The organism is Floridaenema evergladense BLCC-F167 (genome assembly GCF_041929205.2).
Classification (GTDB): domain Bacteria; phylum Cyanobacteriota; class Cyanobacteriia; order Cyanobacteriales; family Aerosakkonemataceae; genus Floridanema; species Floridanema evergladense.
In genome coordinates, this window is sequence record NZ_CM171625.1 from 5357477 (window position 1) to 5383887 (window position 26411).

The following is a 26411-nucleotide window of genomic DNA, read 5'->3' on the forward strand; positions in this document are numbered from 1 at the left end:
GCAGCTGCGGCTACAGAAGCCAACTGCTACAAAATCGCCAAACGTAAAGGTAAGCGGGTAGTAGAGATTATCAACACCGGGCGCAGCATTCTTCCTATTGTTTGCATTTTTGAGGATATCCAAGATGACTGAGGCTCAATTGGCTGAAGTAATAACCCAAATCCCTATTGCTGAACTAATCTATTTGCTGAATGCGATTAGCAAGCGTAACTATGCTCAGTTTCAGGTGCTAGAAAACTTGTTTGTTGCTAATTATGGAATTGAGGTTTGGGAAGAGTATTTTAACTTTCGTTTGCTGCCAGCGCTGGATAGCGCTTCTAACCAATGGCTTTTAGATCGGCTATTGGACAAACAAAGAAACTAGCGGTCCGACAGCTAAATAAAAAATCAATGGTGGGTAAGATGCCCACCATTAAACGAGATTAAATATTAAATTCTATGAGTTTTTGCCGCAAAATTTGAGTTAATGGAACATACTGCTAACAGAACTATCTTCGTGAATTCGCCAGATAGTTTCACCCAAAACATCAGCGACAGATAAAATTGTCAACCCTGGAAAGCGGAGTTCTTCAGCTAAGGGAATAGTATTAGTAACAATTACTTCTTCAAAAACACCAGAAGATAACCTTTCAATGGCTGGGGGTGAAAATACCGCGTGGGTAGCACAAGCATAAACTTGTTTTGCCCCTTCTTGACGCAAGATACGCGCACCTTCTGTAATCGTGCCACCAGTATCAATCATGTCATCCACTAACACCGCTGTTTTACCAGCGACATCACCGATGACATTCATAACTTCGGCTACATTGTGAGCTTGACGACGCTTGTCGATGATTGCCAAAGGAGCATCATTGAGCTTTTTGGCAAATGCTCTGGCTCTAGCAACACCGCCCACATCTGGCGAAACTACGACGATATCGGTTAGCTGTTTAGCTAAGAGATAGTCTAAGATAACTGGCGAACCGTAGACGTGATCCAAAGGAATGTCAAAATAACCTTGTATTTGTCCTGAGTGCAAATCCATTGCTAGGATGCGATTAGCGCCAGCTTCGGTAATTAGATTAGCAACTAATTTAGCGGTAATTGCTTCGCGCCCTGCGGTTTTGCGATCGGCACGAGCATAACCATAATAGGGAATCACTGCGGTAACTTGCCTAGCAGAAGCCCGACGACAGGCATCAATCATTATTAGCAGTTCCATTAGGTGATCGTTTACCGGGCGGCAAGTTGGCTGAATCAGATAAACATCACAGCCCCGGATTGATTCTTGAATTTGAATATAAATTTCCCCATCCGCAAAATCTTTATGGAGCATGGGGCCTAAGTCCATTCCCAAGTAGCGGGCTACTTCCTGGGCTAGGGGAATATTAGCGGAGCCAGAAAACAATCTCAAACGGTTATTAGGAGAGATTGATGGTGATATTGGCTGAAGAGTCAAAGTCGCAGAACGAATCACAGGAGACCCTCTAAGCATTATTTAACAATATATTATCATTTTAATTCGCAAAAAATAAGCTATGTTTTTTTAAATTTGTTGACATAAAACTTTTGCTTAGATGAAATCCCGTAAGTAATTTACCCGATTTATTGACCTCTTACTTTCGGAAGTGTCATGAAAGTAAGAGCGATCGCAGACTCTAAATTAATCAGTTGTTGAGATGACTCGTAGATAATACTGAGAATTTTAACTGACAGCCGTATTGTGTATGTAAAGATCGAGTAAAAGATGATATTTTATCTTCACGATTACTTTACATTAGTTCCCATACTCGATTATCATCCATGACACAATGAAACTTTTCAAGTTAAGCTAGAATGCTGCCAACAAAAATGTTTCGTCATTACCTTTGTCTGCTCAAATAACTGTGATGCAACCACCGCTTCCCAATGGAACTATTCTGCAAAACCGCTACTGCTTACTCAATCTTTTGGGTCAAGGGGGGTTTGGACGAACCTATCTTGCCGAAGATCGAGGGCGTTTTCAGGAAAAATGCGCTTTAAAAGAATTCATTCCCCAACACCCAGGTAGTCAATCTCTACAAAAGGCTAAGGAACTTTTTCAACGGGAAGCTAGCATACTTTATCAAATTAAGCATCCGCAAATTCCCCAGTTTCGCGCTGCCTTTGCCCAAAATCAACGTTTATTTTTGGTACAGGACTATGTGGAAGGAAAAACTTATCGGGAGTTACTTGGGGAACGGAAGTCGAAAAACGAAAGGTTTACAGAAGCAGAAGTTTTGCGTTTGTTGCAGCAGTTATTGCCAGTACTCGATTATATTCATAGTCAAGGAATTATTCACCGAGATATTTCACCGGACAATGTTATCTTGCGGGAACGCGATAAGTCTAACGACACGCTGCGCGATAAGTCTAACGACACGCTGCGCGATCGCACACCAGTATTAATTGATTTTGGTGTAGTTAAAGATATCGCTTCTAAAATGCAATATCCTGATTTAACGTCCGCAACTACAGTGGGAAAAATGGGTTATGCGCCTTCGGAACAAATTCAGACTGGAAGGGCTTATCCTAATAGCGATCTTTATTCTTTAGCGGTAATGGCAATTGTGTTATTGACGGCACAGGAACCGCAAGTTTTATTTGATGAAAATAACCTGTCTTGGAATTGGCAAAAGTGGATACCTCCTGTTAGTCCGGTGTTAGCACAAGTATTGAATCGAATGTTAAGTTATCGACCGGGCGATCGCTACCCCGATGCCCGTTCAGTGATTCGTGCTTTAACTTCACCTCCTAGCGTAACTACCCCAAACAACTCCTCAGAAAAAAAACCTGTTTCTCAACAGCAAAAACTTACTAACACTCCCAATCTTTCTGAATTTCAAACGGTAGCAGTTGCCCGTAAAGTTGAACCAAATCCTTCTGTAAAAAAGCCTGCCCTAGTGACTATTCCTGCCCAAAAGTCAGTCTGGGAAAACCCGTTTATGGTGTTTTTAGTGGGTTTATTTTTAGCGTTATTGGCTGGAGTAGGTTCTTGGTTTTTAGTCAGTTACATTTTGAACCAAGGATTAATTTTCCGCAATCTACAATTACCCTCTGTTAGTAATAACTCTTCCAGGGCAACACCTACACCTTGGGAAACTTCTAGTGAGGTGTTTCCTGATGCTACTCACAGAGCAAAACCAACAGAAATTCCTAGTTCTAATGCTGAACCTGTAACTTATAATAAGCGTCTTAACCCAATTCCCGGAGAAACTTTAACTGCTGAAGATAACTTAAAGTCTAATGCCACAGTTAATTATATTATTTACGGAGTTCAAGGGCAAAAATTAAGTGCTTTGTTAACCCAAGAAGGGGTTTTGATGACAGTTTTAGCACCCAATGGAGAAACGGTAGATAATCAGTCGAAAAGAGTTACCCGTTGGGAAGGAACGCTGCCTTATAGTGGTGATTATACAATTCAATTGGGTACGGTTAAAGGTGTGTCAGAAAGTAGTTATAAACTAGAGTTATTTTTAACTAATGCTGAACCAATTCCTACGCCAACTCCGATCGAAACTCCTACACCTGCACTGACACCCACACCTACACCAACTCCTACAGAAACTCCGGCAGCAAATATTTTAATTGATGCTGAACCAATTAATTTCGCTGATGGGGGAATAGGTACACAAATTTTGTCCGATCGCACTAATCCTACAAGAATCAAACGCTATTTGCTAAACTTACAATCAGGTCAAGTGGTAAGCGTCAGAGTTCTCACTGGTGATGTAACTTTAGATATTCGTTATCCCAATGGTGAGTTAGTAGAAAATGCTACTGGTTTGGGAGAATGGGAATCAAAGATCGATCGATCAGGAGAATATAAAATTGATATCAAAGCAAGTCAAGAGAGTGTATTTTCGTTAGATGTTACAGTTAGATGAAAAAGGCATAAAGGAGTTTTTTATAATATGAAAAGTTTACTGATTACTGGTACAGATACAAATGCTGGGAAAACTGTTTTAACGACAGCGTTATTTGCTTATTTACAGAAATATTATCCTAGTAAAAAAGTAGGAATTTTTAAACCACTGCAAACAGGAGAAGGAGATAAGGAACTTTACAGCCAACTATTTTCTCTCAATCAATCGGAGATTACGCCATTACATTTTTCGGCACCTTTAGCCCCACCAATAGCTGCCCAAAAAGAAGGTAAAGAAGTAAATTTAAAAATTGTTTGGCAAGCTTTTACTAGTTTGCAACAACAGCGAGATTTGCTTTTAGTAGAAGCTTTAGGCGGCTTAGGTTCACCGATAACTTATGAATTAACGGTAGCAGATTTAGCGAGAGATTGGGCATTACCAACTGTTTTAGTAGTACCGATAAAATTGGGTTGTATTGCTCAAGCTGTGGCAAATGTGGCTTTAGCGCAACAATCAAAAGTTAAGCTGAAAGGGATTGTTTTAAATTGTGTGCAACCTGTTTCGGAAGAAGAAATTATCGAATTAGCACCAATAGGTTTAATTCAATCTTTGACAAATGTTCCGATTTTGGGAATTATGCCCTATTTAGCAGATGCTCAAGATTTGGAAAAGTTGGTGCAAGTAGCAGGGAGTTTAGAACTAGAAAGTCTAATTATTTCTTAGTTTGTTGTGATGACTTTGATGATTAAACATGACTGAAGTCGTCACAACGAACTGGTTTAGTTCAGAAAATGTGTCTTTAGGTGGATCGCCATTGCTGTGACTGTAATTTACCTTATAAGGGATGATTTTAAAATTTAGTTTATGGATAAGATATTAGATCGATCGCACCAACTCAAACAAAGTCTAGTAGAATTTGTTCTAAATTCGGAAGGAAAATTGGCAGTAGCTTTAGAATCTTACGTAGCAGCTAATTCTCATTCTCAAAATAAACTCTACGATCCTGCTTACGAAAGAAAGTTATTAATTGATAGTTTCTTGACAGAGGGAAAAGTTGGAAATCAAACTCCGATCGATTTATTCTTAGCAAAAGAAGCGGAATTGTCAGAGAGCGATCGCAATTTACTTAAAAATTGGAAAAATACTTTTCTCGGCTTGTTTGCTATTGAGAAAGTTTTACCAAATGGCTTTGAATTAAGGAACTGGTTATCAGCCAAAGAGTATATTGTGAAACCAAATAATAGCCTGACACTAGAAAAGATGGCTAATTTTAAAGTTGGAGATATTTTACTTACTAGAATTTCTCCAGTTACAGATGATTATTGGATGTTTTCTGGGCCTTGTTTACCTATGGGTAATTTGGGTAAACCAAAATTAGCAGTTGCCATTGGAAACTTTAAAGATTTACATAAAAAATATCTGTACAGCGATGCGCCAGATTTGTTAGAAGAAGCTTGGCAGTCAGTAGAACAGTATCACCAAGATTTTCTAGATTTCTTTGGCAGTGATGAAGTAACAATGCCGGGATATCAGTTAAATAAAAAGTTTACGGAATTTCAAGAAGTTATTACTAAAAGAAGATTAGCAGCGATCGGAATAGATGATTCTAAGTCGCTAGAAGAAATTGCCAAAGAAGCTGGAGTTTCCCAAGAGGAAATAGAAGCAACAGCAAAAGAATTAGGCGCAGGTGTTCAGGAAATTTCCCAGATTTTCCAAAATCAAGGTAAACCGAAAATGATGTTACCCAAAATTGAATTACCTGACAATATCAAAAAAGCGGAAGAAGTAACTGTTATTGCCCATCCTCGTTGGGGACAGGTAATTCTACCAACTTACACTAAGTTTAAATCAATTTTAGCAACAGAAGATTGGCAGAATATTCCCAATGGTGATAAGCTACTTCAAAAGTATTTAGTAGAGCCAGAAGTTAATACTTTTGTCTGGAGTTGTTTAGCAAAAGAGTATCCCAAAGAGTTAGAAAAGGTGTTGCAAACTTACTTATATCGTCCTAATTTTCAGTTAAAAAGTGATTTAAATGAGTTACTTCAAGAGTACAATAAGCCTTTAGAACCAGAACTACCGGAAATTGCTAGTGTTCCAATACATTTACATAATCTGTTTCAAGAAGCGATCGCAGAAGTAGACAAACCCAAAGCCAAATCCAAAACCTCAAAAAAAGCAACGAAAGGTTTTGGAAAATAGATATTACAACTATTCATTCGTAGATTCTAATATCGAGATTCCAGCTTGAAAAATTTGTCTTGCTGTTAAACTTAATCCGGGGAAATTAGGCGACTCAATGCGATCGTCTTCCCTGAATTGTCTAATCTGGTACTCTCCTTCTACCAGTTCGTAAACTGACAAGGTAGGGCGTTTGGGGTTGCCAATATAACGCCTACCTCCTAATCCTAAATAATCTACAATCCAATATTCAGCAATTCCTAAAGCTTCGTAATCTATCAATTTGTACCCGTAATCATCTCGCCAATTGGTACTAACGACCTCTACAGCTAAACGAATTGAACTTCCCATTGTAATAATCGATTCTTTTTTCCAGCGAGGTTCTTTTAAAAGTTCCAATCGGTCTAAAACAAGTACGTCTGGTAAATAGCCTGATTTGTCATTGCTAGATTTAATTAAGTACTCCTTTGGAACTAAGTAAGGCAATTGTCGTTGCCGAATTTCTAAAAACAGTTCACCCGAAATAAACCCAGCAACATCCGAACGATCGCCAGTTCCTAAAGGCATTTCAACAATAACTCCATTGTGTAGTTCATAGCGGTATTCCGAATTTTCTGGATACCAAGCAACAAATTGATCAAAAGTAGCTGATTTGGGTATAGCTTGGATCATTAGGTTTGTTTCCTTTTAATATCAATGACTCATTCTATGAATAATTTGAGTAAAATTTGCTTTAATTTCTGCAAAGTTGCTATTATTTAAAATTGGCACATGAACAAAGACGCAATAACTTTTTAATTGCTGAGTTTTTAAATGGTGAAGAATTGAGTAGTAAAGCCCTTCACAAACAAACTTTCCAGCATCGTGACTAATTTCTACTCCTGTTAAATCTGCAATTAATTGGTTTACATCAACCCAAGTTTTAATTACCTGATTTTCCCGGCAAGCTTGAGATTCTACTGTTAAATTTAGTCGGCTTTCTGCCATGCCACAGCAAATTATCACATCTGGTTGTAACGAGTGAATTTGAGCAATTATGCGATCGCTTGCTTGCTGAATATCCACAGGTAACTGGCGCAGAAAAGTTAACGCACAATTAATTTCTGAAGTTTGAGCAATTTCTGTTAATAAATCATCAGATGAATTAGATTTCTGGTGAGGTAGCCAAGTGGTAAATGAAGTTAATAGAACTTTTTTGCTCATATCCAATTAAAATGTAAATAGTTGTTTGAGATCGATCGGGGGAGGGAAAATGGCAGTTATTGGTGTAGTCGATTATGACATGGGAAACTTACATTCAGTTTGCAAAGGTTTAGAAAAAGCTGGTGCTACTCCCAAAATAACTGATTCGCCCAAAGAAATTGCCCAAGCTGATGCGGTTGTTTTGCCCGGAGTGGGATCTTTCGATCCGGCTGTGCAACAATTGCGATCGCGCAATCTAGTCGAACCAATTAAACAAATAATTGCTGAAGGTAAACCATTTTTAGGCATTTGTTTAGGCTTACAAATTTTATTTGATAGTGGCGAAGAAGGCAAAGAACCAGGTTTAGGTATTATACCCGGAACAGTTCGCAGATTTCGCCCCGAACCCGGATTAACTATTCCGCACATGGGATGGAATCAATTAGAAATTACTCAACAAAATGCCCCAATTTGGCAAAATTTAGCAACTCAACCTTGGGTTTATTTCGTTCATTCTTATTATGTCGATCCGATCGATCCACAAGTTCGCGCCGCTACAGTAACTCATGGCAACCAAAAAGTTACAGCCGCTATTGCTAAAGATAACTTAATAGCAGTACAATTTCACCCGGAAAAATCATCGGATACGGGATTACAAATTCTCTCGAATTTTGTTAGCAGAATTCAAACACCAGTTGCAATGGGCGGGTTTTGATTAAATTTTTAGCGCTGTGACATTCAACCCTTTTGCTAAACCCGCCCCTACTCGTTTTATTACTTAACTAAATGAGTCTGAGAATTTACGGCAACCGCCTCTTAAAAACATTACCAGGGCAAGACACTCGTCCCACTCTAGCCAGAGTTAGAGAGGCAGTTTTTAATATTTGGCAAGGCACGATTGAAGATTGTCGCTGGCTAGATTTATGCACTGGAAGTGGTTCAATGGGGGCGGAAGCTTTGTGTCGAGGTGCTAGTTATGTTGTAGGCATTGAAAAATCAAGTCGCGCCTGTGCAATTATTCAGCAAAATTGGCAGCAAGTCGCCCATTCAGGGCAAACTTTTCAAGTTTTGCGCGGTGATGTTTTGCAGCGATTAAAAAGTTTACAGGGACAGAAATTTGATCGCATTTATTTCGATCCTCCCTACTCTAGCGAACTATATCAACCTGTGCTGGAAGCGATCGCGCAATATCAACTTTTAGATCGAAATGGTGAAATTGCCGTCGAACATAGTCCAAATTTGTGGAATGTAGGAGAAATTCCTAGTTTAGAAATTTGTCGAGAAAAAGTTTATGGGAATACTGCTTTAAAATTTTATGCTTTAAATGAATCTTTCCAGACATTTGATGAAAGTTAAATTACTTGCACCAAATCCCTGAATTGTAGGAGCAATTCATGAATTGCTCCTACAATTTGGGGATTACCGCAGTAAAACTTTAACAAGTTTAGGGCTTAAATGTTCAGCTGTAAATGCAGGTTCATTGGGGGGATAAAGTTCCTCTTCAGCGAAGTTAAATCCATTTTCTTGGGCGAGAGCGACTAATTCTTTAACTCGTTCGCAACTTTTTAATTTCTCTCCAATTTGAGGATCTGCTTCAACTTTTTGGACAAAAGATTTAATTGCTTGAACAGACATGATGAACTCCTTTGTAGTTTTTCTTACACTGTTAATGCTTTGTAATTTTTGATGCGATCGCCAGGTGCAACTCCTAAAATTTTTGCTAACCAAGGTGGTGGTGAAGTGGTAAGTGCGCGTTGTAATTCAACTAATATTTTTCTAGCTGAACCGCCTTTTTCTTTCTTCATGGGATAGACTCCGCCTTGAATTACTTTGGCAGCAGCAGGTCCGCCGATCGCTACAATATACAAAATTGGACAATCTTTAATTAAATTGACACGAAACCCATTTTTATCTTCCGCGAATTCCGCTTCCAAGGTCGATCGAATATCAACAAGTCGTATTTCTTCCGCTGATAATTGATAAATTAAATAACGCAAGCAAGAGCCAAAATGCCCATCTAATTCTTCTCGATTATTCGATGCTACAGCCACCCGAATAGATTGGGGCATATCGCCTTCTTGATAAGGTTCAATAGCTGGTAATTTATCGCTTTCACCAGTTTCACCCCATAAAATTCTTACTGCTTGTTTGAATATGGCTATTTCTTCTGTGTTGGCATCTTCTCCATGTTCTTCTCCGTCGAGTTCATAAGTTTGTCCCAACGCTGTTTTTAAGTTAGTAACTGTGATCCGACTTAAGGAAGTTTCGTCAATTTCACCACCCAAATAATCCAGTAATATTTCTAGAAACTCCTTAAGACTTAATTCGCGAAATAATCGTGAAGCCAAGGCAATTCGCAAGGCTACTTCATCTGAGAATGGCTGTTCTGGCATTGTTTTATTCTCTCTCGATCGTTAACAGGTATAGCTTCTGCTTGATGATTCAAGACATTGGTAGACATTCAGTAAGTAAGTTATCTTTTAGGATTCCTTTCCCTATTAGAGAGGAATCAACTTAATGATTCGGTATTTTTCAATACTAAAATCCTGTGCGAATATTTTTTTTACTTTAGTCAACAAATGTTAATATTCAGTAAATTAATTTTACTGTTTTACAGGGGAGCAAGGTTTGACTATAAATCGAGAATTATTATCAACAGTAACATTACAAGAATATTCAATTGTTCCATTTGTGCCAACGTTGTTTTTAATAATATTTCCAGTTCCTCCTAAACTAGACCTAGCTACAATGTTGCCACTTAATTGATTACTATCTATTAAAACTCCAGCCATAGAATGAGGTGCATTGTTAGTATCTGCAACTACATAAATTATGTACTTGTCAACTTCTGGAGATGACAGTTTATTACCTTCGATCGTCACATTTTTGATTTCTGGAACTTTATAAATGCCAATATAACCATTGCCTTGATTATTGACAATTTGCGCTCCATTTACAGTAGTACCACCGCAACATTCTTGAATTAAAATCCCTTCTCCATCAACACTAAGATAGGGAGTATCCATCACTCGATGTCTGTAAACTTGATAATTATTTCCTTCAATTTTCACATTCCAACCAGACCAATCGATCGCACGATTTTCAAAAGTAACAGCACCTCTAGGTTGACGAATTCCCGTAGGGTCAGTCCACCATTGTTTATTAGTTCGGTCTAAAATCAGATTATCTTTAATAATTAATCCATCACCCGCTGCATGAATAGCAACCCTCATTTTATGAAATACCCAATTATCCCGAATTACAACTCCCTTGCGAAAAAGTCCCAGTTCATTTTTGGGGTTAGCTGCTAATGCAAAACCTTGAGGTTTAGAACGATTAACCACAATTCCATAATGATTACCATAATCAAAAGGTACTTTATTACCTTCTGCGTAAGTAATCACTTCTTTTTTATCTAAAGATTGTACTTTATATCCGGGTTGATCGTAATTATCAGTAATGGTATCATTAACTCGATTATTAGCAACTAAAACATTAGCTAAAGCACTAATTTTAATGTTGGCGGTGAAGCGATCGCTATACCGCATCCAAGCTTCTTGAAAAGATGAATCTGGTACTTGATTAGCTGGATCGGCAACATTATTATTGCGAACCCCAAAAATTACAATATTTTGTTTTTTGACAGTATCAACATTTCCCCCAAAATTGATTCCTGCACGATTAATATCTAAATTAACCACACCAATATTACTATCTGATTCAGCATCACTAGTAAAGATTTTTTTAAAAGCTGTAGTATTATCTGTGCCATTTCCCGAAAAAGTCGGTTCATACTTAGGAAAAACCAGCTTACTTGCAGGCGCATACTTATCAGATTTAGCATCTGTCACTGCTGGAGTTTCTCCACGAATTAACACTCCATTTTTCAAAAAAATACTATCAGGAAACTCGTAAATCCCTGCCGGGAAATAGATAACTCCACCACCATTAAACACAGCAGCATTCATTGCTGAATTAAACTGTTCTACTAAATTATTACCAGCAAAATCTTTGATATTATATACACAGCCCCATTTGATATTATTAGTCCAAGGATAGCTATTCTCTCTATATTTTGCAGAAATGGGATTATCACTTGGGCCTCCAGTTTTACTGCCACAGTTTGGCGATCGAGTCAAAGATACTACACTAGAAGATTGAAAACTAGTTTTTGGAGAATTAGAACCAAACAACCAATAAATTCCCCCAACTAAAATTAGCAAAATTCCTAACCCCAAGCAAAATAGCACTAAATACTTGAATAAACTTGTGCGCGATAACCTCCTCATCCTGCACCTTCCTAAAGACTAATAGCATAAACTTTATTAATTTCCTGGTATTTTTGCCAATTGAAAAACCTGTTCAGCAGTAATTTCTAAACCCTCAAACAAAGCATCGATTATTGGCGTACTTCCCATATAAGTTTGCGGTGGCGCATCAGGATAAAAAACTGTAATACTTCTCGCTTGACTATCTACTACCCAAACTCGCAACACTCCCGCATCCAAATAATCTCTTGCTTTAGCAGCTAATTGCCCAAAAGTTTGTCCCGGTGAAATTATTTCCACAACTAATTCTGGGGGGACAGGACAAGCTTCATTTTCCATCCAATCAGCTGATAACTTTTGGTAAGAAACAAATAAAATTTCTGGAGTTGGTACCCAGCTTTTTCCCTGCCGCATTAGTACCACCGCCCATTCTACTGCAACCTCACCCTTGTTTTCACCCCAACGTTCTAACAATTTCAGTAATACTTTTGTCAGTCTTGAATGAAAAAATTTCGGTGACATTTTTGATATTACCTCACCATCCACCAATTCGTAAGTTACATCATCTTCTGGAAGCAATAGAAATTCTTCTAGAGTCAGGTTTTTTCTAGTTTGTAACATAACCGTGCCATAAAAGTTCTGAGTAAAACGCAGTAGGCTCATAGTTCGAGACTGCTATGATTAGTTTATCGTAGTAGATTCAGAATTGTACTGATTGGAGATAAATATATGCCTTCACCCTTTCCAGGGTTCGATCCTTATTTAGAAAATCCTGATTTTTGGCCTGAAGTTCATAATCGATTAATTGTCGCACTTGCAGATTCTTTAGTTCCCCAAGTTCGTCCTAAATATGAAGTTGCTATTGAGAAGAGAATTTATGAAATTGCTCCTCTTAATAGTGATAATTCTCTATTAGTTGGTGTTCCAGATTTAGCAGTGAAACGTCAGTCTTCTAATATTAATCAATCTCCTTCTCAAATCGCTGTAGCAGTTGCTTCATCTCCGGTTAAACCAATAATTGTTACTGTACCAATACCTGAAAAAATTAAACAAAATTATTTAGAATTAAGAGACAGAGGAACAGGTTTAGTTGTTACTGTTGTAGAAATTTTATCTCCAGTCAATAAACGTTCTGGGGAAGGACGAGATAGTTATTTACAAAAACGGCAACGAATTTTAGGAAGTTTAACGAATTTAGTAGAAATTGATTTAATCAGAAGTTTCTCAGCAATGCCAATTCTAGAAAACAATATTCAGTCAGATTATCGAGTTTTAATTAGTCGTTATAGCCAACGACCGCAAGCAGAATTGTATGCCTTTAATTTGCCAGATTCTCTTCCAATTTTTTCTTTGCCTTTGCGATCGCAAGATGTTGAACCTACAGTTAATTTACAGCAAATATTCACAGAAATCTATGATAAAGCAGGTTACGATTATCGAATTGATTACACCTCAGAAATCGTTCCGTCCTTATCCGAGAAGGATAATTTATGGATTCAAGAGTTGTTAGAAAAAAAGCCTGATTAAAAATCAATCACTAATTCCCACAAAATTACTCTGCTAAATTAGCAATTACTTTCGCTAAACCGCTAACAACTCGCGTCAGTTTATCAAAATCGATTTTATCAGTTGTATCTTCTTCTTTGTGGTAGTAAACATAACGGTAAGGAGCAGTATCTGTCACCATAATTCCTGGATAATCCTGTTGCCAAAAAGACCAATGATCGGACCAACCAACACCAGGAACGCCGCTAGGAAGTACAGCACCTTGGGAAGGAAATTCTGCATTACGGCGAAAAGAAGCGATCGCCTTTCGTACCAAATCCCCCGATTTAAGATTGCCAATAAAAGCGATAAAATTACCTTGATTAGGATAGAACAACCCGATCGGAAAAGGATACTTTTGACTATCTACGCGATCGGAAAAATATCCCATAGTTTCCAAACTCAACATCCCCACAATATTTTCATTTTGTTTTTTTAATTGTTTAGCAAATACCAAACTCCCCATATCTTCTGTCCAGAAAAAGGGAGGTTCCTCATTAGTAAATTCAACAAAGCGAATAGTACGATTAGTTTTCTGTTGAGCAAACATCCGCGCTAATTCTAAAGTAGCCGCTGCACCCGTACCATTATCATTAGCACCAGGACTACCAAACACGGAATCGTAATGACCACCAACCACTATAATTTCATTAGGCTTTTTAATTCCTATTTTCTCCGCCACTAAATTGTAATAAGACCTCCCATTTATTTTGTATTCTTGTTCCTTAACTTGATAACTGGCTTGACTAAAAGCAGTTTTCAAAAAATCAACTGCTGCATTGAGCCGTTTATAATTATTAGCATTACGTTCACCTATTTCATCAGCCAATTTTTTGACATCTTCTTGTAACAAATTTCGCAAAATAATTTCTTGTCGATTTAAAGGTTTCAGTTGTCCGCTATAACTTTTTTCCGGCATCCAAAATAGCGCAAACCAACCCCAAACACATATAACTATTAATGTGCTTATAAGCACACCTAAGCGAATTAATGCAGATTTATTAATCAGTTGAATTTTGGCTTGACTGTTTCTTGAAGATGACGGCATACTGGCATAATCTTTTTAATACAGAGTAATAACCATAATATTCTAACCATAATATTCCAAGAATTAAGAACAATTAATTTTAAGCCAATCCCGACAAAGCTCAAAACAAAAAAACGCCTTCGTTGTGAGAAGACGCTTTTTTGTTAAAGATTAATTATCTCAAAACCTTAGCCATTGATCGCAGGAGCGCTCAAAGCCACAGGAGCAACTTCAGCAGAAGCCAAGTCGAGAGGGAAGTTGTGAGCGTTGCGCTCGTGCATTACTTCCATACCCAAGTTAGCGCGGTTCAGTACGTCTGCCCAGGTTCCAATCACGCGACCTTGTGAGTCAATTACGGATTGGTTGAAGTTGAAACCGTTGAGGTTGAATGCCATTGTACTTACACCCAACGCGGTGAACCAGATACCAATTACAGGCCATGCACCTAAGAAGAAGTGCAAGCTCCGGCTGTTGTTGAAGGATGCGTATTGGAAGATCAAACGACCGAAGTAGCCGTGTGCTGCTACGATGTTGTAGGTTTCTTCTTCTTGTCCGAACTTGTAACCGTAGTTTTGAGATTCGGTTTCGGTGGTTTCACGCACCAAGGAAGATGTCACCAAAGAACCGTGCATTGCGGAGAATAAGGAACCGCCGAATACACCAGCCACACCTAACATGTGGAAGGGGTGCATCAGGATGTTGTGCTCTGCTTGGAACACGAACATGAAGTTAAATGTTCCAGAGATTCCCAAAGGCATTCCATCAGAGAAGGAACCTTGACCCAATGGGTAGATCAAGAATACTGCGCTTGCAGCCGATACTGGTGCGCTGTACGCTACGCAGATCCAAGGACGCATCCCTAAGCGGTACGACAATTCCCACTGACGACCCATGTAGCAGAATACACCGATCAAGAAGTGGAAAATTACCAACTGGTATGGGCCACCGTTGTACAGCCATTCGTCTAAGCTGGCTGCTTCCCAAATTGGGTAGAAGTGCAAGCCAATCGCGTTAGATGAAGGTACAACTGCTCCAGTGATGATGTTGTTTCCGTAGATTAAGGAACCAGCTACGGGTTCGCGGATACCATCGATGTCTACTGGTGGTGCTGCGATGAATGCGATGATGAAGCAAGTGGTTGCGGTTAGCAAGGTGGGGATCATCAATACGCCGAACCAACCGATGTATAAGCGGTTTTCGGTGCTGGTGATCCAGTTGCAGAACCGTTCCCAGACGTTAGCGCTTTCGCGACTTTGAATGGTTGTGGTCATTGTTGGATAATTGCGATGATTTGATTTTCGAGGTTCAGGGCGGTTTGTTTACCCGCTTGAATATACATTAATGCTTTTGTTGAGATTTGTAAAGTACTTGTGACAATTTATTTGAATTGTTTAATTTTATGATACCTATTAGAATCGCTTATACTATGCAGATGCCCGAATTCTTGAAGAAGTTGGGCATCTGTCTGATGACTATTTCCGGCGCACTGCACTAGGAACAGTTTCCTTTTTTGCTTTTTCTGAGGTAGGTTGAAGTTTCAGACCGGAGAGAGTTTGGCGTACATTCAAAGCTAGGAAGCGATCGATCGGAATATAAGTACGATAAATTGGGCGTTGAGCATCTTGGTAAGTTCTTTGAAATCCGAAAACTCTAGCCAACTCCCCAGAGAGCGGATTAATTGCCACGCTATATAAATCGCAGAGATTGGGAAAATCAACTTGCACCTTTACTAAAGTTCTCTGTAAGTCTTCCGCAAAATCGCAGATTGTATCATACTCAATATATGGATTATCGATCAGCCAAGCTCTTAGAAAGGCAGAACTGCAATCTTCATCTCCAGGAACAGTCATTTTAAAAGGCTCATTTTGCATATCGGAAGTAAAGAAACGAGTTTTTCCGGGAGGAAGAAAGAAGTTTGCTTCTGATTCCTTTACAGTTGGGTAAACAATGTAAATTCCCACTGGATGTAAGTTGTCACTGCGTCGCAACACGCGCATTCCGGTGGAATATTGCTTTGCCCAATTGCGTAATACTTGGGTAATTTGATGAGGAGTAGCGGTTGCGTCTTTCGCTGTTTGCACGTAATGGCGATCGATCAAATTAGCAACTGGAACCGCATCAGTTCTAGGATTAAAATCATCTATGATTAATTTCACTACTTCGGTTTGCTGCGGAGGATCGAGCAGTTCCGAACAGGGCATAATTTGAATGCAAGTAGTGTTACCATCAAATTGTTTTTCAATTAAGCCGAGTGCGGCTAATTGATCGATCATCATCCCCGCAGCCCGATCGCCACCCCGGTCTTTTTCACTATAAAATAGTTCCGCTGCTTCCCTGTGCGTACAAGCTACCCATCCTTGCGGCAATTCTAATTTTGTCAAAGGTTGCACCAAGCGGCGACCTGACTCTTGCGACTGTTTCAGCAATAAGTACGCCCACAAGCGAACAAAATATTCAGCCCTGCGCTTAGTAAGTCCACTCCCCCGCTTCACTAGCATAGAAATATAAATACGCTGCTGTTCGATCGGAAACCACTTTTCTAGGTATTCTGGGCTCATAGTGAGTAAAGTGAATCAGGTAGTTTTTTGCATAAGCACCCAAAAGGGTGAGGCATTTCTCGACTAGGAAGCCGAAAATTTTGATAGAAGCAATAAAACTGGTTACAAATGCCAGAAAACCATATCCCAAAGCAGGGCTAGATAGTAGCTTCAGTTTTTGCATTCTATTTTTTGGGTTTTCTGGCTCCATTAACTTTCAGTTTAACAGAAAAACTTCACCCTACTTCAGGTTGATTCACCTAATTGGTGCCGCTACGATATGACTTCTCCAGACTGGTGATCTCAACAGTTTACTCATTGCACCTTCACTTTTAGCAAAGTGAGAATGGGCGCATAGCGAGAGAGAAAGCAATTATGAACGCTCATTCACTGACTGTTAATCTAGAAAAATCTCAAGAAATTAACATTGTTACAAACGGATTATTTAATTCTCCTTGGATGGCTTTAGCTGACTCATTAAGGGAAGGTATGATGGTAATTTCGCGCCATGTAAAACCCATCTACATGAATCAACAAGCTAAGGAAATTAGCCAAAAATTGACGGTTGGCGATCGCCATTTAAGCATTTTACCTTTAGAAATTTCCGAAATTTGTTATCGGTTAATTAAACAGGGTATAGATTATCAACAAGCGATCGTTACCGAATGTTCAACTGCTGAACAGCAAACAATTCGGATTCGTGCCAGTTGGGTAAATTTAGGTATTACTGATGCTAATTTACCTGCAAGTGAAAATCAGCAGATTTTGATTTTCTTAGAAAATCGCCATCAAATTCTGCAAGAAGATTTACAATTCGAGCAGCAAAAGTATCAGTTAACCGATCGCGAAGTCGAAATTTGGTCGCTGCTACGTCAAGAATACAGCTATCAAGACATTGCCGAAAAGCTGCATATCAGTTTAAACACCGTCAAAACTCATGTTAAAAATATCTATGCCAAAAAACGCTGGCATCAAGTAAAAGATAGCAATGAGGAGTAAGTGTTTGGCAAAATGGGGAAGGGTAAGTCTCACCAGTCTTGGGAGTTTAGCTAAAATTAATTAGCCGTCAATCATCAGTAAAAATTTAATTTATGTCAGCTTCTACTTCCCGCCAAATCACTTACAGTCCTGCTTATACGATCGTCCCTACTTATGAATGTTTTAACCGCTGTACTTACTGCAATTTTCGCACAGACCCAGGTAAAAGTCCTTGGTTAACTCTTACTGATGGGGAAAATTTATTAAAGTCTCTGCAAAATACAGGTGTTTGTGAAATTTTGATTCTTAGCGGCGAAGTACATCCCAACTCAGCTTTGAGAAAAGCTTGGTTCGATCGCATTTACAACCTATGCAAATTAGCACTTTCTTTAGGCTTTTTACCACATACTAATGTTGGGCCATTAACTTTTGCTGAAATGGCACTATTAAAAAATGTCAATGTTTCAATGGGTTTAATGCTAGAACAATTAACACCCAGTTTATTAAACACAGTTCACAAAAACGCACCCAGTAAATTACCTGAATTAAGATTAAAACAATTAGAATTTGCCGGAAAGTTAAAAATTCCTTTTACTACTGGTTTGTTGTTGGGAATTGGGGAAAATTCATCTGATTGGTGGGAGAGTTTGGAGGCGATCGCCAAAATCCACCAACGCTGGGGAAACATTCAAGAAGTAATTCTCCAACCCCACAGTCCCGGAACTCAACAAACCTGGCAATTCCCCGCTTTCGATAATCATTTATTACCCGAAATAATCACCAAAGCCAAACAAATTTTACCTCCAGAAATTACGATTCAAATTCCCCCCAACTTAGTCCAACAACCAGAATTATTATTAGCTTGTTTAGATGCAGGTGCTAGAGATTTAGGTGGAATCGGGCCAAAAGATGAAGTAAATCCCGATTATCCTCACCCCCATTATCAGAAATTAACTCAAATTTTGCAACCAGCGAGTTGGGAATTAGTGCCACGTTTGCCAGTATATCCGCAGTATGATGATTGGTTATCCGAGGAATTGCAAATTAGTGTTAAGCGGTGGCGAAATACTATTCAGTCGGTTGATTTTATTCCAGGCTCATCAGTTATACTTTAAGTAGTATAGGTTCCTGATAAAGAAATTTCACTAATGACTCCCGATTTAGAGATTCCCGATTTAGAGATATTGAAAAAACTTTTCAACTCCTTTGACCCATTTCGACCATTACCCGCAGGCGATCCAAAGTATGTAGATTGTCGGGAAGTACGAGGTGATGGCGATATTCTGGAGGAGTTAGGCAGAGAAATCATATTCTCTGAACGGCTTACCTGTCAACTCTATTCTGGTCATCGAGGCGCAGGAAAATCAACAGAATTGTTAAGATTACAGCAGGATTTGGACAGTAAAGGTTACTTTGTGATCTATTTTGCTGCTGATGAAGAAGATATTGATCCAGAAGATGCTCAGTATACTGATATTCTCTTAGCTTGTACCCGACATTTATTAGATGGATTAAAAAACAGCGCAAATCCGCAACCTTTGCTAAATTGGTTGACAGATCGCTGGGATGATTTAAGAGATTTAGCATTAACAGAAGTATCTCTAGAAAGCTTGAGCGTAGAGGCACAATTACATCAGTTTGCCAAGCTAACAGCGAATTTAAGAGCAGTACCCAGTGTGCGGCAAAAAATTAGGAACGCATTGATCCTCATACTACAACTTTGATTAAAGCGTTAAACGAGTTCATTGGAGAAGGAAAACAGAATCTACCGGAAAAATATTCTCAATTGCTAGTAATTGCTGATAATTTGGATCGCATTGTACCTGTAATTCAAGAAGATGGACGTAGCAATCACGACCATATTTTTTTAGACCGCCACGAACAACTGAAAGCATTAGATTGTCATTTGGTTTATACTGTACCAATTTCTATGCTTTATTCGCAAAAAGCAGCAGATTTGCGAACTAACTACGGTGATGACCGAGTGTTACCAATGATTATGGTACAAACTCCAGATAATATTATTCATCAACCAGGATTGAATAAACTCAAAGAAGTGATTGCTAAACGAGTTAATCAAGTAATTTCTAATCGTGTTTTGGAGACAGAAATTTTTGATAGTCCACAAACTTTAGAGCAAATATGCTTAATGAGCGGTGGTCATGTCAGAGAGCTATTATTGTTATTCAGAGCAGCGATTAAACGCACTGATGAGTTACCCATTCCTGTGAAAGCTGTACAACGTGCAATTACGGAAGCGCGAGATACCTATCGCCGTACAGTTCAAGAGAATCAATGGCAAGCGTTAGCTAATGTTTGTTATTCTAAACGCATTATAAATGATGATTTACATCGCGGTTTGTTGTTTAATCGCTGTCTTTTGGAATACCGCTATTTAGATGGAGATGAAATTAAACGTTGGTACGACGTGCATCCTTTAATTAAGGGAATTGAAGAATTTCAAGAAGCTTGTGAGCAAATATCATGACAGAAACTTTAATTGATTGGGACAAAGATTTACCAGCAGACCCTCAAGAAGAATATGAAGCATTAGTACGTTCTCTAAACTGGACGGACGGTTTTGGATTGCTCTTTGTTCGCTGTTCTCCAGCAGAGGGAGAAAGGTTGATTGAAAAAGTTCGCCAAGATATTCCTAAGAAAAATATTGAAGTTTTGCCATTAAAACAATCAATTGATAATTTGTATGAAATTGTTGATAGCTTGCCGAACAAAGACCAAATCAATATTCTCTTTATAACTGGTATAGAAAAGTCTTTTGTTGATTATATTAAACCGGGTTATGGCGGTCAAGGTGATTATTACAAATTGGACAGTGTTCCCCGTGTTTTGGGACATTTGAATTTACAGCGCGAACGGTTTAGAGATAATTTTAATATCTGTTTCGTGTTTATTTTACCTTTGTTTGGATTGAAGTATTTTATCCGGCGTGCGCCAGATTTTTTTGACTGGCGTTCTGGTGTATTTGAGTTTCCCACTGATAAAAAGATTGTCGAAAAAGAATCTCTTAGGATTATTGAAGAAGCAGATTATCAAAAGTATCTTAGCTTCACTTCTCAAGAAGTATGTCAGAAAATTTTGGAAATTCAAGAATTGCTTAAAGAAGAGCATCAAACAAGTAATTACCAGGCTAATTTACTGATTAAATTGGCATTTTTGCTTGAGGCCACTAAAAACTATGAAGCAGTTATTGCTAGTTACGACGACGTTTTGAAAATTGATCCAGGCAATGACTCAATCTGGTATCTCCGAGGTGTTTTGTTGCGGCATCTGGGACACTACGAAGAGGCTATTGCCAGTTTTGACCAAGCTTTGAAAATTAATCCGAACGATGATTCAGTGTGGTACGACAGAGGCAATGCACTATATGATTTAGAACACTACAAAGAGGCAATTGCCAGTTTCGATCAAGTTTTGAAAATTAATCCGAACGATGATTCAGTGTGGAACAACCGAGGCAATGCACTATATTATCTAGAACGCTATGAAGAGGCAATTGATAGTTACAACCAAGTTTTGAAAATTAATCCTGACAGTGACTTAGCTTGGAACAACCGAGGCAGTGCACTATATGATTTAGAACGTTACGAAGAAGCAATTGCTAATTATGACCAATCTTTAAAACTTAATCCTGACAATTACTTAGCTTGGTATCGCCGAGGTATTTTGCTACATAATTTAGAACGCAATGAAGAAGCGATTGCCAGTTTTGATCGAGCTTTGAAAAATAAACCTGACAATGATTCAGCCTGGTATCTTCGAGGGAATAGCTTACATAATTTAGGACGTTATGAAGAAGCAATTGCCAGTTATGATCAAGCTTTGAAAATTAATACTAACCATGACTTTGCTTGGAACAACCGAGGCAGTGCGCTACATAATTTAGAACGTTATGAAGAAGCAATTTCCAGTTTCGATCAAGCCTTGAAAATGAATCCTGACAATGACTTAGCTTGGAACAACCGAGGTAGCGCATTGCATTATTTAGAACGTTACGAGGAAGCAATTGCTAATTATGACCAAGCTTTACAAATTAATCCTGATAATGACTCAGCCTGGTACCGTCGAGGCAATGCGCTAATTATTTTAGGAAATTACGAAGAAGCAATTGCTAATTATGATCAAGCTTTGAAAATTAACCCAAACCATGACTCAGCTTGGTACTACCGAGGCGATGCGTTGTATGATTTAGAACACTACGAAGAAGCTATTTCCAGTTATGATCAAGCTTTGAAAATTAATCCAGACAATGACTCGGTTTGGTATCTCCGAAGCTGTGCGCTAGTTATTTTAAAACGCTATGAAGAGGCTGTCCCTAGTTATGACCAAGTTTTGAAATTGAATCCAAACATTTTATTAGCTTGGTACTACCGAGGCATGGCGTTAAATAATGTAGCACGGTATGAAGAGGCTATTACTAGTTTCGACCAAGCTTTGAAAGTTAATCCTGACTACGATTCAGCTTGGTATTGTCGAGGCAATGCCTTGAATCATTTAGAACGGTACGAAGAAGCGATCGCTTCTTACGACCAAGCTGTAAAATTCAAACCAGACTATCACTATGCTTGGAATAATCGGGGGATTGCACTAGGTAATTTAGGGCGCTACGAAGAGGCGATCTCATCTTATGACCAAGCTGTAAAATTGAACCCGAATGATGATAAAGCTTGGTACAACCGGGGAAATGCGCTATATAAATTACGACGCTACGAAGAGGCGATCTCATCTTATGACCAAGCTATAAAATTGAATCCAAACGATGATAATTCTTGGTACAACAAAGCTTGTTGTTATGCTTTGCAAGGTGATTTAATTCACTCAATAGAAAGCTTACAAAAGGCGGTCAAAGTCCAAGCAAAAAGAGTCCTAGCTCAAATTAGCAAAATTGCAAAGTTAGATTAAGCAATGGTGCTAAACAATGATTACAAATACTTAAAAAGCCGATCGCACCTTGTAACCAAGAAGCCACATTTGTATAATAGTTATACCAAAATTTTAGTTATAGAAATTTTATGACCAATGATAAGACTTATAAAGAACAGTTGACAAAGTGCGATCGATCTTTGCAGACAAACCCAGCAAATAGCCAACTTTGGTATGACAGAGGAGATGCACTCGCTAACTTAGGTCATTATGAAGAAGCATTAGCCAGTTTCGACAAAGCTACAGAACTACAACCGCAAAACTGCGCCGCTTGGGTATTTCGAGGAGTTGTGTTAATTCACCTACAGCGTTATAAAGAAGCCCTCAACAGTTGTAACCAAGCATTAGAAATTAAACCCAACGATAGCGAAGCTTGGACATTTCGCGGTGCAGCATTATCTAAATTAGGTCGTCAACAAGAAGCTTACCTGAGTTACGAAAAAGCAATGGGGCGAAAAGAACCATCCCCTTGGCGAACGAAAGTGTGGAAATTCTTCGACTTCTTCAACAAACACAGTTTCCAGTCGTGATTGATTAAAATAGGAAATACCCATTCGCAGCCAGGTTACTGGTAAGGAAGTCCTATAGAAACGATTTACGGAAACCTTCAGGGTCTAAAATCTAGTCAACTTAAGCAGCTAGAACGACTGTATCACCAACGTCTTCCGGGCGATCGCATCACCACCGCAGAATTCGCCCAGCGGTTAGGTGCCATTAGCGCCGAAATTAACCAACCAGTCTGTACCTATATTAACCGTCGGGGACAAGTAATTCGCGTCGGAGTGGGAACACCCAGACAAACGCAAATTCCACCTTTGGAACTACCCCGTTATGGTGCAGAACGACTCAGTGGTATTCGTTGCATCGCCACGCAACAGAAAAGCGAACCGCCAGGTGAAGCAGACTTGACAGCAATGGCGATTCAACGCTTAGATGCTTTAGTCAGTCTCACCTTTACAGAAGAAGGGTTTGAACGCCGAGGCGGTGGCGCAACAGGTTATATTAAAGCAACCTATTTAGCGCACCTCCTCCCTCACGCGGGAGAAAAGCACGAACTCAACGGACAAGCTGCTTGGACAGTTTCTTCACCGATGAGTTTAGACTTGTTAAGCAAACAAGACTTTTTGGAATTAGTCGAAAACTTAGAAGCAGAATTCCAAAGAGAATTTGTTGCCCAAGACGTAGACTTAGATCACGATCGCGTTTTGATTGTAGGTTTGCAAACAGACAACCTCAAGCCACAGGAATTTCAGAATATTCTTGATGAATTGGCAAGGTTAGTCAACACCGCAGGCGGAGAAGTTTTGCAGACTATCAAGCAAAAGCGTTCCCGTTTGCATCCTCAAACCGTTGTCGGTGAAGGTAAGGTGCAAGAAATTGCCCTGAGTGCTCAAACGTTGGGAGCAAACTTAATTGTATTCGATCGCGACCTCTCACCCGGACAAGTTCGCAACCTGGAAACCCAAATTGGCGTGCGCGTAGTCGATCGTACTGAAGTAATATTAGATATCTTCGCCCAAAGAGCCCAATCTGGAGCCGGGAAATTACAAGTAGAACTCGCCCAGTTAGAATATATGCTGCCTCGACTCACAGGTAGAGGACAAGCAATGTCTAGGTTGGGTGGTGGTATTGGAACTCGCGGTCCCGGTGAAACAAAATTAGAAACCGAACGTCGGGCTATTCAACGTCGTATCGCCCGCTTACAACAAGAAGTGAACCAATTACAAGCACATAGATCCAGACTACGGCAAAACCGTCAGCATAAAGAAGTTCCCTCAGTAGCTTTAGTTGGTTACACTAACGCAGGCAAATCTACCCTGTTGAATACACTGACTAACGCCCAAGTTTACACCGCTGACCAACTGTTCGCCACCCTCGATCCTACTACTCGACGCTTGATGATTCCCAATGCGGATACTGGGGAACAAATGGCGATCGTCCTCACCGATACAGTAGGATTTATTCACGAACTACCCCCAGCTTTGATGGATGCTTTCCGCGCCACCTTGGAAGAAGTCACCGAAGCAGACGCTTTACTGCATTTGGTAGACCTTTCCCATCCCGCGTGGCAAAGTCAGATTCGTTCCGTAATGGCTATTTTGTCAGAAATGCCCATTACTCCGGGTCCCGCTTTAATTGCTTTTAACAAAATTGACCAAGTAGACAGCGACACCCTCGCCTTAGCCCAAGAAGAGTTCCCCCAAGCAGTGTTCATTTCCGCAAGCGATCGCTTAGGATTAGAAACACTGCGTCAGCGACTCGCTTTATTAGTTAATTACGCTCTTGTTCATCATTGAATTATTTTTTTACCATCTATGAATTACCCCGCCTCACAATAAGAGGACGGGGTTTTTAAATTCCTCACATACTTAAGTCTCGATCTAATTAAAAAATCGCTATTTACGCAAACTTACTGATAGAAAACTATTTTCAATTTATGCAGTAAATATAGTTAACGTAAGTTGCTAGTTACGTAAGTTTTTGCGCTTCAGTACTCCAAGCCCAGTTATCATTAGAGTGAAGACAGCGAACAACTTACCTGAACAAGTCTTTTGTGTGGCTAATCGAAATTTGTGGGTAGCGATATTTTTTTACGCGATCGCCTCACATAAACAAAAAATAGAAAATTTAAAATTTTTTTAGTTCGTAAGTTTTGAGTAAGTAAATTCACGTATAGAGATGGAGAATAATTTATTAACTCTTTAAAATTAAAAGGATGCCAAAATTAGGAAAATCAAACTATGGTAGAAATGTAGAGGTTTGAAAAAAAAATGAAAGCTGCTTTTATTAGTTCGATCGCTGCTATTACTGCATCACTGGGAATTGTAGCAACCAGTGGAGTCGCCAAAGCCTACGACTTTACTTGTTCTACTGTTGATGGGATTGGAAACGATGCTACTCGCACTTGCTTTACTCAATTGGCTCCTGATTGGACAGACATCTTTAATGCACCATTGTTTCTGCCACAATTTAATTCATCTTATGGTACCCTCAACAGTGCCATTCTAGAATTTGATGGATTGATTCAAGGAAATGCAGGCTTTGAAAGTAGAAATGCAACAGCGAGTACCATCACTGTCGATCTTTCCGGTTTGCTAACCTTAAATGATGCTGACGGTAACTCTTTATTATCCTTAAATCCGCAACAGTTTTACAATTACGATGTCACCAGGTATGATGGCAGCACAGATTATGCTGGCACTTCTGGTAAAACCCTTGAAGGACTAACAGCTGAAGACTCTGGAAGCAAAACTTATACTGGTTCTGAATTGACCTCTTTCGTTGGTACCGGAACTGTCAACTATTCTTTCTCAGCCGAAGCTACATCAAACGTTAGAGGCCCGGGTAATATGCGCTCTTATGTTGATACAAAAGCTGGTGCAGGAGTTAAGATTTCTTACAACTACACCAGAAAAATACCCGAACCTACTACAGTAATTGGACTCGGTGTAGCGGCAGGATTAGGGCTTTTCTCCAAAAGAAATAAAGTTTGGAAAAAAGCTTAAAAGATAGAGATATATCTAAGAATTAAATGGCTACCAACTTGGCTCTCCCGTATTCATGGTGATAAGTAAACCTAATTAATTAGCGAAGTGCTTAGTCTACAAGGAATTCCAATCTCTGTTCCCCAGTTTCCTTGTAATAGCGCAATGCGGCAGAAATCTTCGCTCGTCTCTGGTGAATGACGGGACAAGGAAACTAGGAGGAAAAGAGAATTTTAGCTGCTCAATTTTTCTGCCATGCTCAGCTAGGGTTTTGTATCACAAGTACGGCAGAGTCTTGTTAAGTTAAAGATTAACTAATCCCGATCGTCAGGCGATCGCATCTCAAGCAAAAATTTAGTATGGTAATTAAATTCTCCTAAGTTTCCTTTATTTGGGTAGTAATT

At 39.2% G+C, this 26411-nt stretch carries 23 protein-coding genes and 1 pseudogene; 14 read left to right on the forward strand and 10 right to left on the reverse strand.

From position 1 onward, the window contains the following. Positions 1–124: 124 nt before the first annotated feature. Positions 125–364, forward strand: coding sequence for a hypothetical protein (locus tag ACE1CA_RS25835; protein ID WP_413276227.1), 240 nt, complete (start codon positions 125–127; stop codon positions 362–364). Positions 365–463: 99 nt separating this feature from the next. On the opposite strand, the gene ACE1CA_RS25840 is transcribed toward ACE1CA_RS25835, so the two are convergent. After that, entirely contained in the window at positions 464–1474 is a 1011-nt protein-coding gene (locus tag ACE1CA_RS25840) for a ribose-phosphate pyrophosphokinase (protein WP_459563562.1), read from the reverse strand. A 394-nt stretch (positions 1475–1868) separates the two neighbouring features. Between ACE1CA_RS25840 and ACE1CA_RS25845 the strand changes: the two genes are divergently transcribed. The 3 genes from ACE1CA_RS25845 to ACE1CA_RS25855 all read left to right on the forward strand — a co-directional run bounded on the left by ACE1CA_RS25845 (position 1869) and on the right by ACE1CA_RS25855 (position 6065). After that, positions 1869–3884 (forward strand): protein kinase domain-containing protein, encoded by a 2016-nt coding sequence (locus tag ACE1CA_RS25845; protein WP_413276229.1) that lies wholly within the window; start codon positions 1869–1871, stop codon positions 3882–3884. Positions 3885–3911: 27 nt separating this feature from the next. Next, positions 3912–4586 (forward strand): dethiobiotin synthase, encoded by a 675-nt coding sequence (gene bioD / locus ACE1CA_RS25850; RefSeq protein ID WP_413276230.1) that lies wholly within the window; start codon positions 3912–3914, stop codon positions 4584–4586. A 141-nt stretch (positions 4587–4727) separates the two neighbouring features. Continuing rightward, entirely contained in the window at positions 4728–6065 is a 1338-nt protein-coding gene (locus tag ACE1CA_RS25855; RefSeq protein ID WP_413276231.1) for a hypothetical protein, read from the forward strand. A 9-nt stretch (positions 6066–6074) separates the two neighbouring features. On the opposite strand, the gene ACE1CA_RS25860 is transcribed toward ACE1CA_RS25855, so the two are convergent. Next, positions 6075–6716 carry a Uma2 family endonuclease gene (locus tag ACE1CA_RS25860; RefSeq protein WP_413276232.1) on the reverse strand — a complete coding sequence of 214 codons (642 nt, stop codon included), beginning with the start codon at positions 6714–6716 and terminating at the stop codon, positions 6075–6077. A 21-nt stretch (positions 6717–6737) separates the two neighbouring features. Then, positions 6738–7247, reverse strand: a complete 510-nt coding sequence (locus ACE1CA_RS25865) for a pyroglutamyl-peptidase I family protein (RefSeq protein ID WP_413276233.1) — start codon at positions 7245–7247, stop codon at positions 6738–6740. A gap of 49 nt (positions 7248–7296) precedes the next feature. On the opposite strand from ACE1CA_RS25865, the gene hisH reads away from it, so the two are divergent. Both hisH and rsmD read left to right on the forward strand, forming a co-directional pair. Further along, a complete protein-coding gene (hisH, locus tag ACE1CA_RS25870) occupies positions 7297–7941 on the forward strand; it encodes an imidazole glycerol phosphate synthase subunit HisH (protein WP_413276234.1) in 645 nt (214 codons plus the stop codon). A 71-nt stretch (positions 7942–8012) separates the two neighbouring features. Beyond that, a complete protein-coding gene (gene rsmD, locus ACE1CA_RS25875) occupies positions 8013–8582 on the forward strand; it encodes a 16S rRNA (guanine(966)-N(2))-methyltransferase RsmD (RefSeq protein ID WP_413276235.1) in 570 nt (189 codons plus the stop codon). 63 nt (positions 8583–8645) lie between these two features. On the opposite strand, the gene ACE1CA_RS25880 is transcribed toward rsmD, so the two are convergent. From ACE1CA_RS25880 to ACE1CA_RS25895, 4 genes are all read right to left on the reverse strand, one after another. Beyond that, a complete protein-coding gene (locus ACE1CA_RS25880) occupies positions 8646–8861 on the reverse strand; it encodes a Nif11-like leader peptide family natural product precursor (RefSeq protein ID WP_413276236.1) in 216 nt (71 codons plus the stop codon). A gap of 23 nt (positions 8862–8884) precedes the next feature. Then, the gene (locus ACE1CA_RS25885; protein WP_413276237.1) at positions 8885–9619 is read right to left on the reverse strand and encodes a dinitrogenase iron-molybdenum cofactor biosynthesis protein; all 735 of its coding nucleotides are present in this window, start codon (positions 9617–9619) and stop codon (positions 8885–8887) included. 210 nt (positions 9620–9829) lie between these two features. Then, positions 9830–11515, reverse strand: coding sequence for a hypothetical protein (locus ACE1CA_RS25890; protein WP_413276238.1), 1686 nt, complete (start codon positions 11513–11515; stop codon positions 9830–9832). A 36-nt stretch (positions 11516–11551) separates the two neighbouring features. Continuing rightward, a complete protein-coding gene (locus ACE1CA_RS25895; protein ID WP_413276239.1) occupies positions 11552–12157 on the reverse strand; it encodes a Uma2 family endonuclease in 606 nt (201 codons plus the stop codon). Positions 12158–12223: 66 nt separating this feature from the next. On the opposite strand from ACE1CA_RS25895, the gene ACE1CA_RS25900 reads away from it, so the two are divergent. Next, positions 12224–13021 (forward strand): DUF4058 family protein, encoded by a 798-nt coding sequence (locus ACE1CA_RS25900; protein ID WP_413276240.1) that lies wholly within the window; start codon positions 12224–12226, stop codon positions 13019–13021. Between the two features lie 25 nt (positions 13022–13046). On the opposite strand, the gene ACE1CA_RS25905 is transcribed toward ACE1CA_RS25900, so the two are convergent. The 3 genes from ACE1CA_RS25905 to ACE1CA_RS25915 form a co-directional block, all read right to left on the reverse strand. Beyond that, the gene (locus ACE1CA_RS25905) at positions 13047–14087 is read right to left on the reverse strand and encodes a M28 family peptidase (RefSeq protein WP_413276241.1); all 1041 of its coding nucleotides are present in this window, start codon (positions 14085–14087) and stop codon (positions 13047–13049) included. A 167-nt stretch (positions 14088–14254) separates the two neighbouring features. Continuing rightward, positions 14255–15337: a photosystem II q(b) protein gene (gene psbA, locus ACE1CA_RS25910; protein ID WP_486517481.1), complete on the reverse strand. Its 1083-nt coding sequence runs from the start codon at positions 15335–15337 to the stop codon at positions 14255–14257. Between the two features lie 201 nt (positions 15338–15538). Continuing rightward, entirely contained in the window at positions 15539–16624 is a 1086-nt protein-coding gene (locus ACE1CA_RS25915; protein WP_413278383.1) for a hypothetical protein, read from the reverse strand. 354 nt (positions 16625–16978) lie between these two features. Between ACE1CA_RS25915 and ACE1CA_RS25920 the strand changes: the two genes are divergently transcribed. From ACE1CA_RS25920 to ACE1CA_RS25950, 7 genes and pseudogenes are all read left to right on the forward strand, one after another. Continuing rightward, a complete protein-coding gene (locus ACE1CA_RS25920) occupies positions 16979–17602 on the forward strand; it encodes a helix-turn-helix transcriptional regulator (RefSeq protein WP_413278382.1) in 624 nt (207 codons plus the stop codon). 92 nt (positions 17603–17694) lie between these two features. Next, entirely contained in the window at positions 17695–18696 is a 1002-nt protein-coding gene (gene cofG, locus ACE1CA_RS25925; RefSeq protein WP_413278381.1) for a 7,8-didemethyl-8-hydroxy-5-deazariboflavin synthase subunit CofG, read from the forward strand. Between the two features lie 33 nt (positions 18697–18729). Beyond that, positions 18730–20069: pseudogene (locus ACE1CA_RS25930) on the forward strand (ATP-binding protein). After that, the gene (locus tag ACE1CA_RS25935) at positions 20066–22501 is read left to right on the forward strand and encodes a tetratricopeptide repeat protein (protein WP_413278378.1); all 2436 of its coding nucleotides are present in this window, start codon (positions 20066–20068) and stop codon (positions 22499–22501) included. Before ACE1CA_RS25930 ends, ACE1CA_RS25935 begins: the two are co-directional and overlap by 4 nt. A gap of 110 nt (positions 22502–22611) precedes the next feature. Then, entirely contained in the window at positions 22612–23052 is a 441-nt protein-coding gene (locus ACE1CA_RS25940; RefSeq protein ID WP_413278377.1) for a tetratricopeptide repeat protein, read from the forward strand. Positions 23053–23106: 54 nt separating this feature from the next. Further along, entirely contained in the window at positions 23107–24819 is a 1713-nt protein-coding gene (hflX, locus tag ACE1CA_RS25945) for a GTPase HflX (protein ID WP_413278385.1), read from the forward strand. 474 nt (positions 24820–25293) lie between these two features. Next, complete coding sequence (locus ACE1CA_RS25950) at positions 25294–26028, forward strand: PEP-CTERM sorting domain-containing protein (RefSeq protein WP_413278376.1); 735 nt, start codon at positions 25294–25296, stop codon at positions 26026–26028. The last annotated feature ends 383 nt before the right edge of the window (positions 26029–26411 follow it).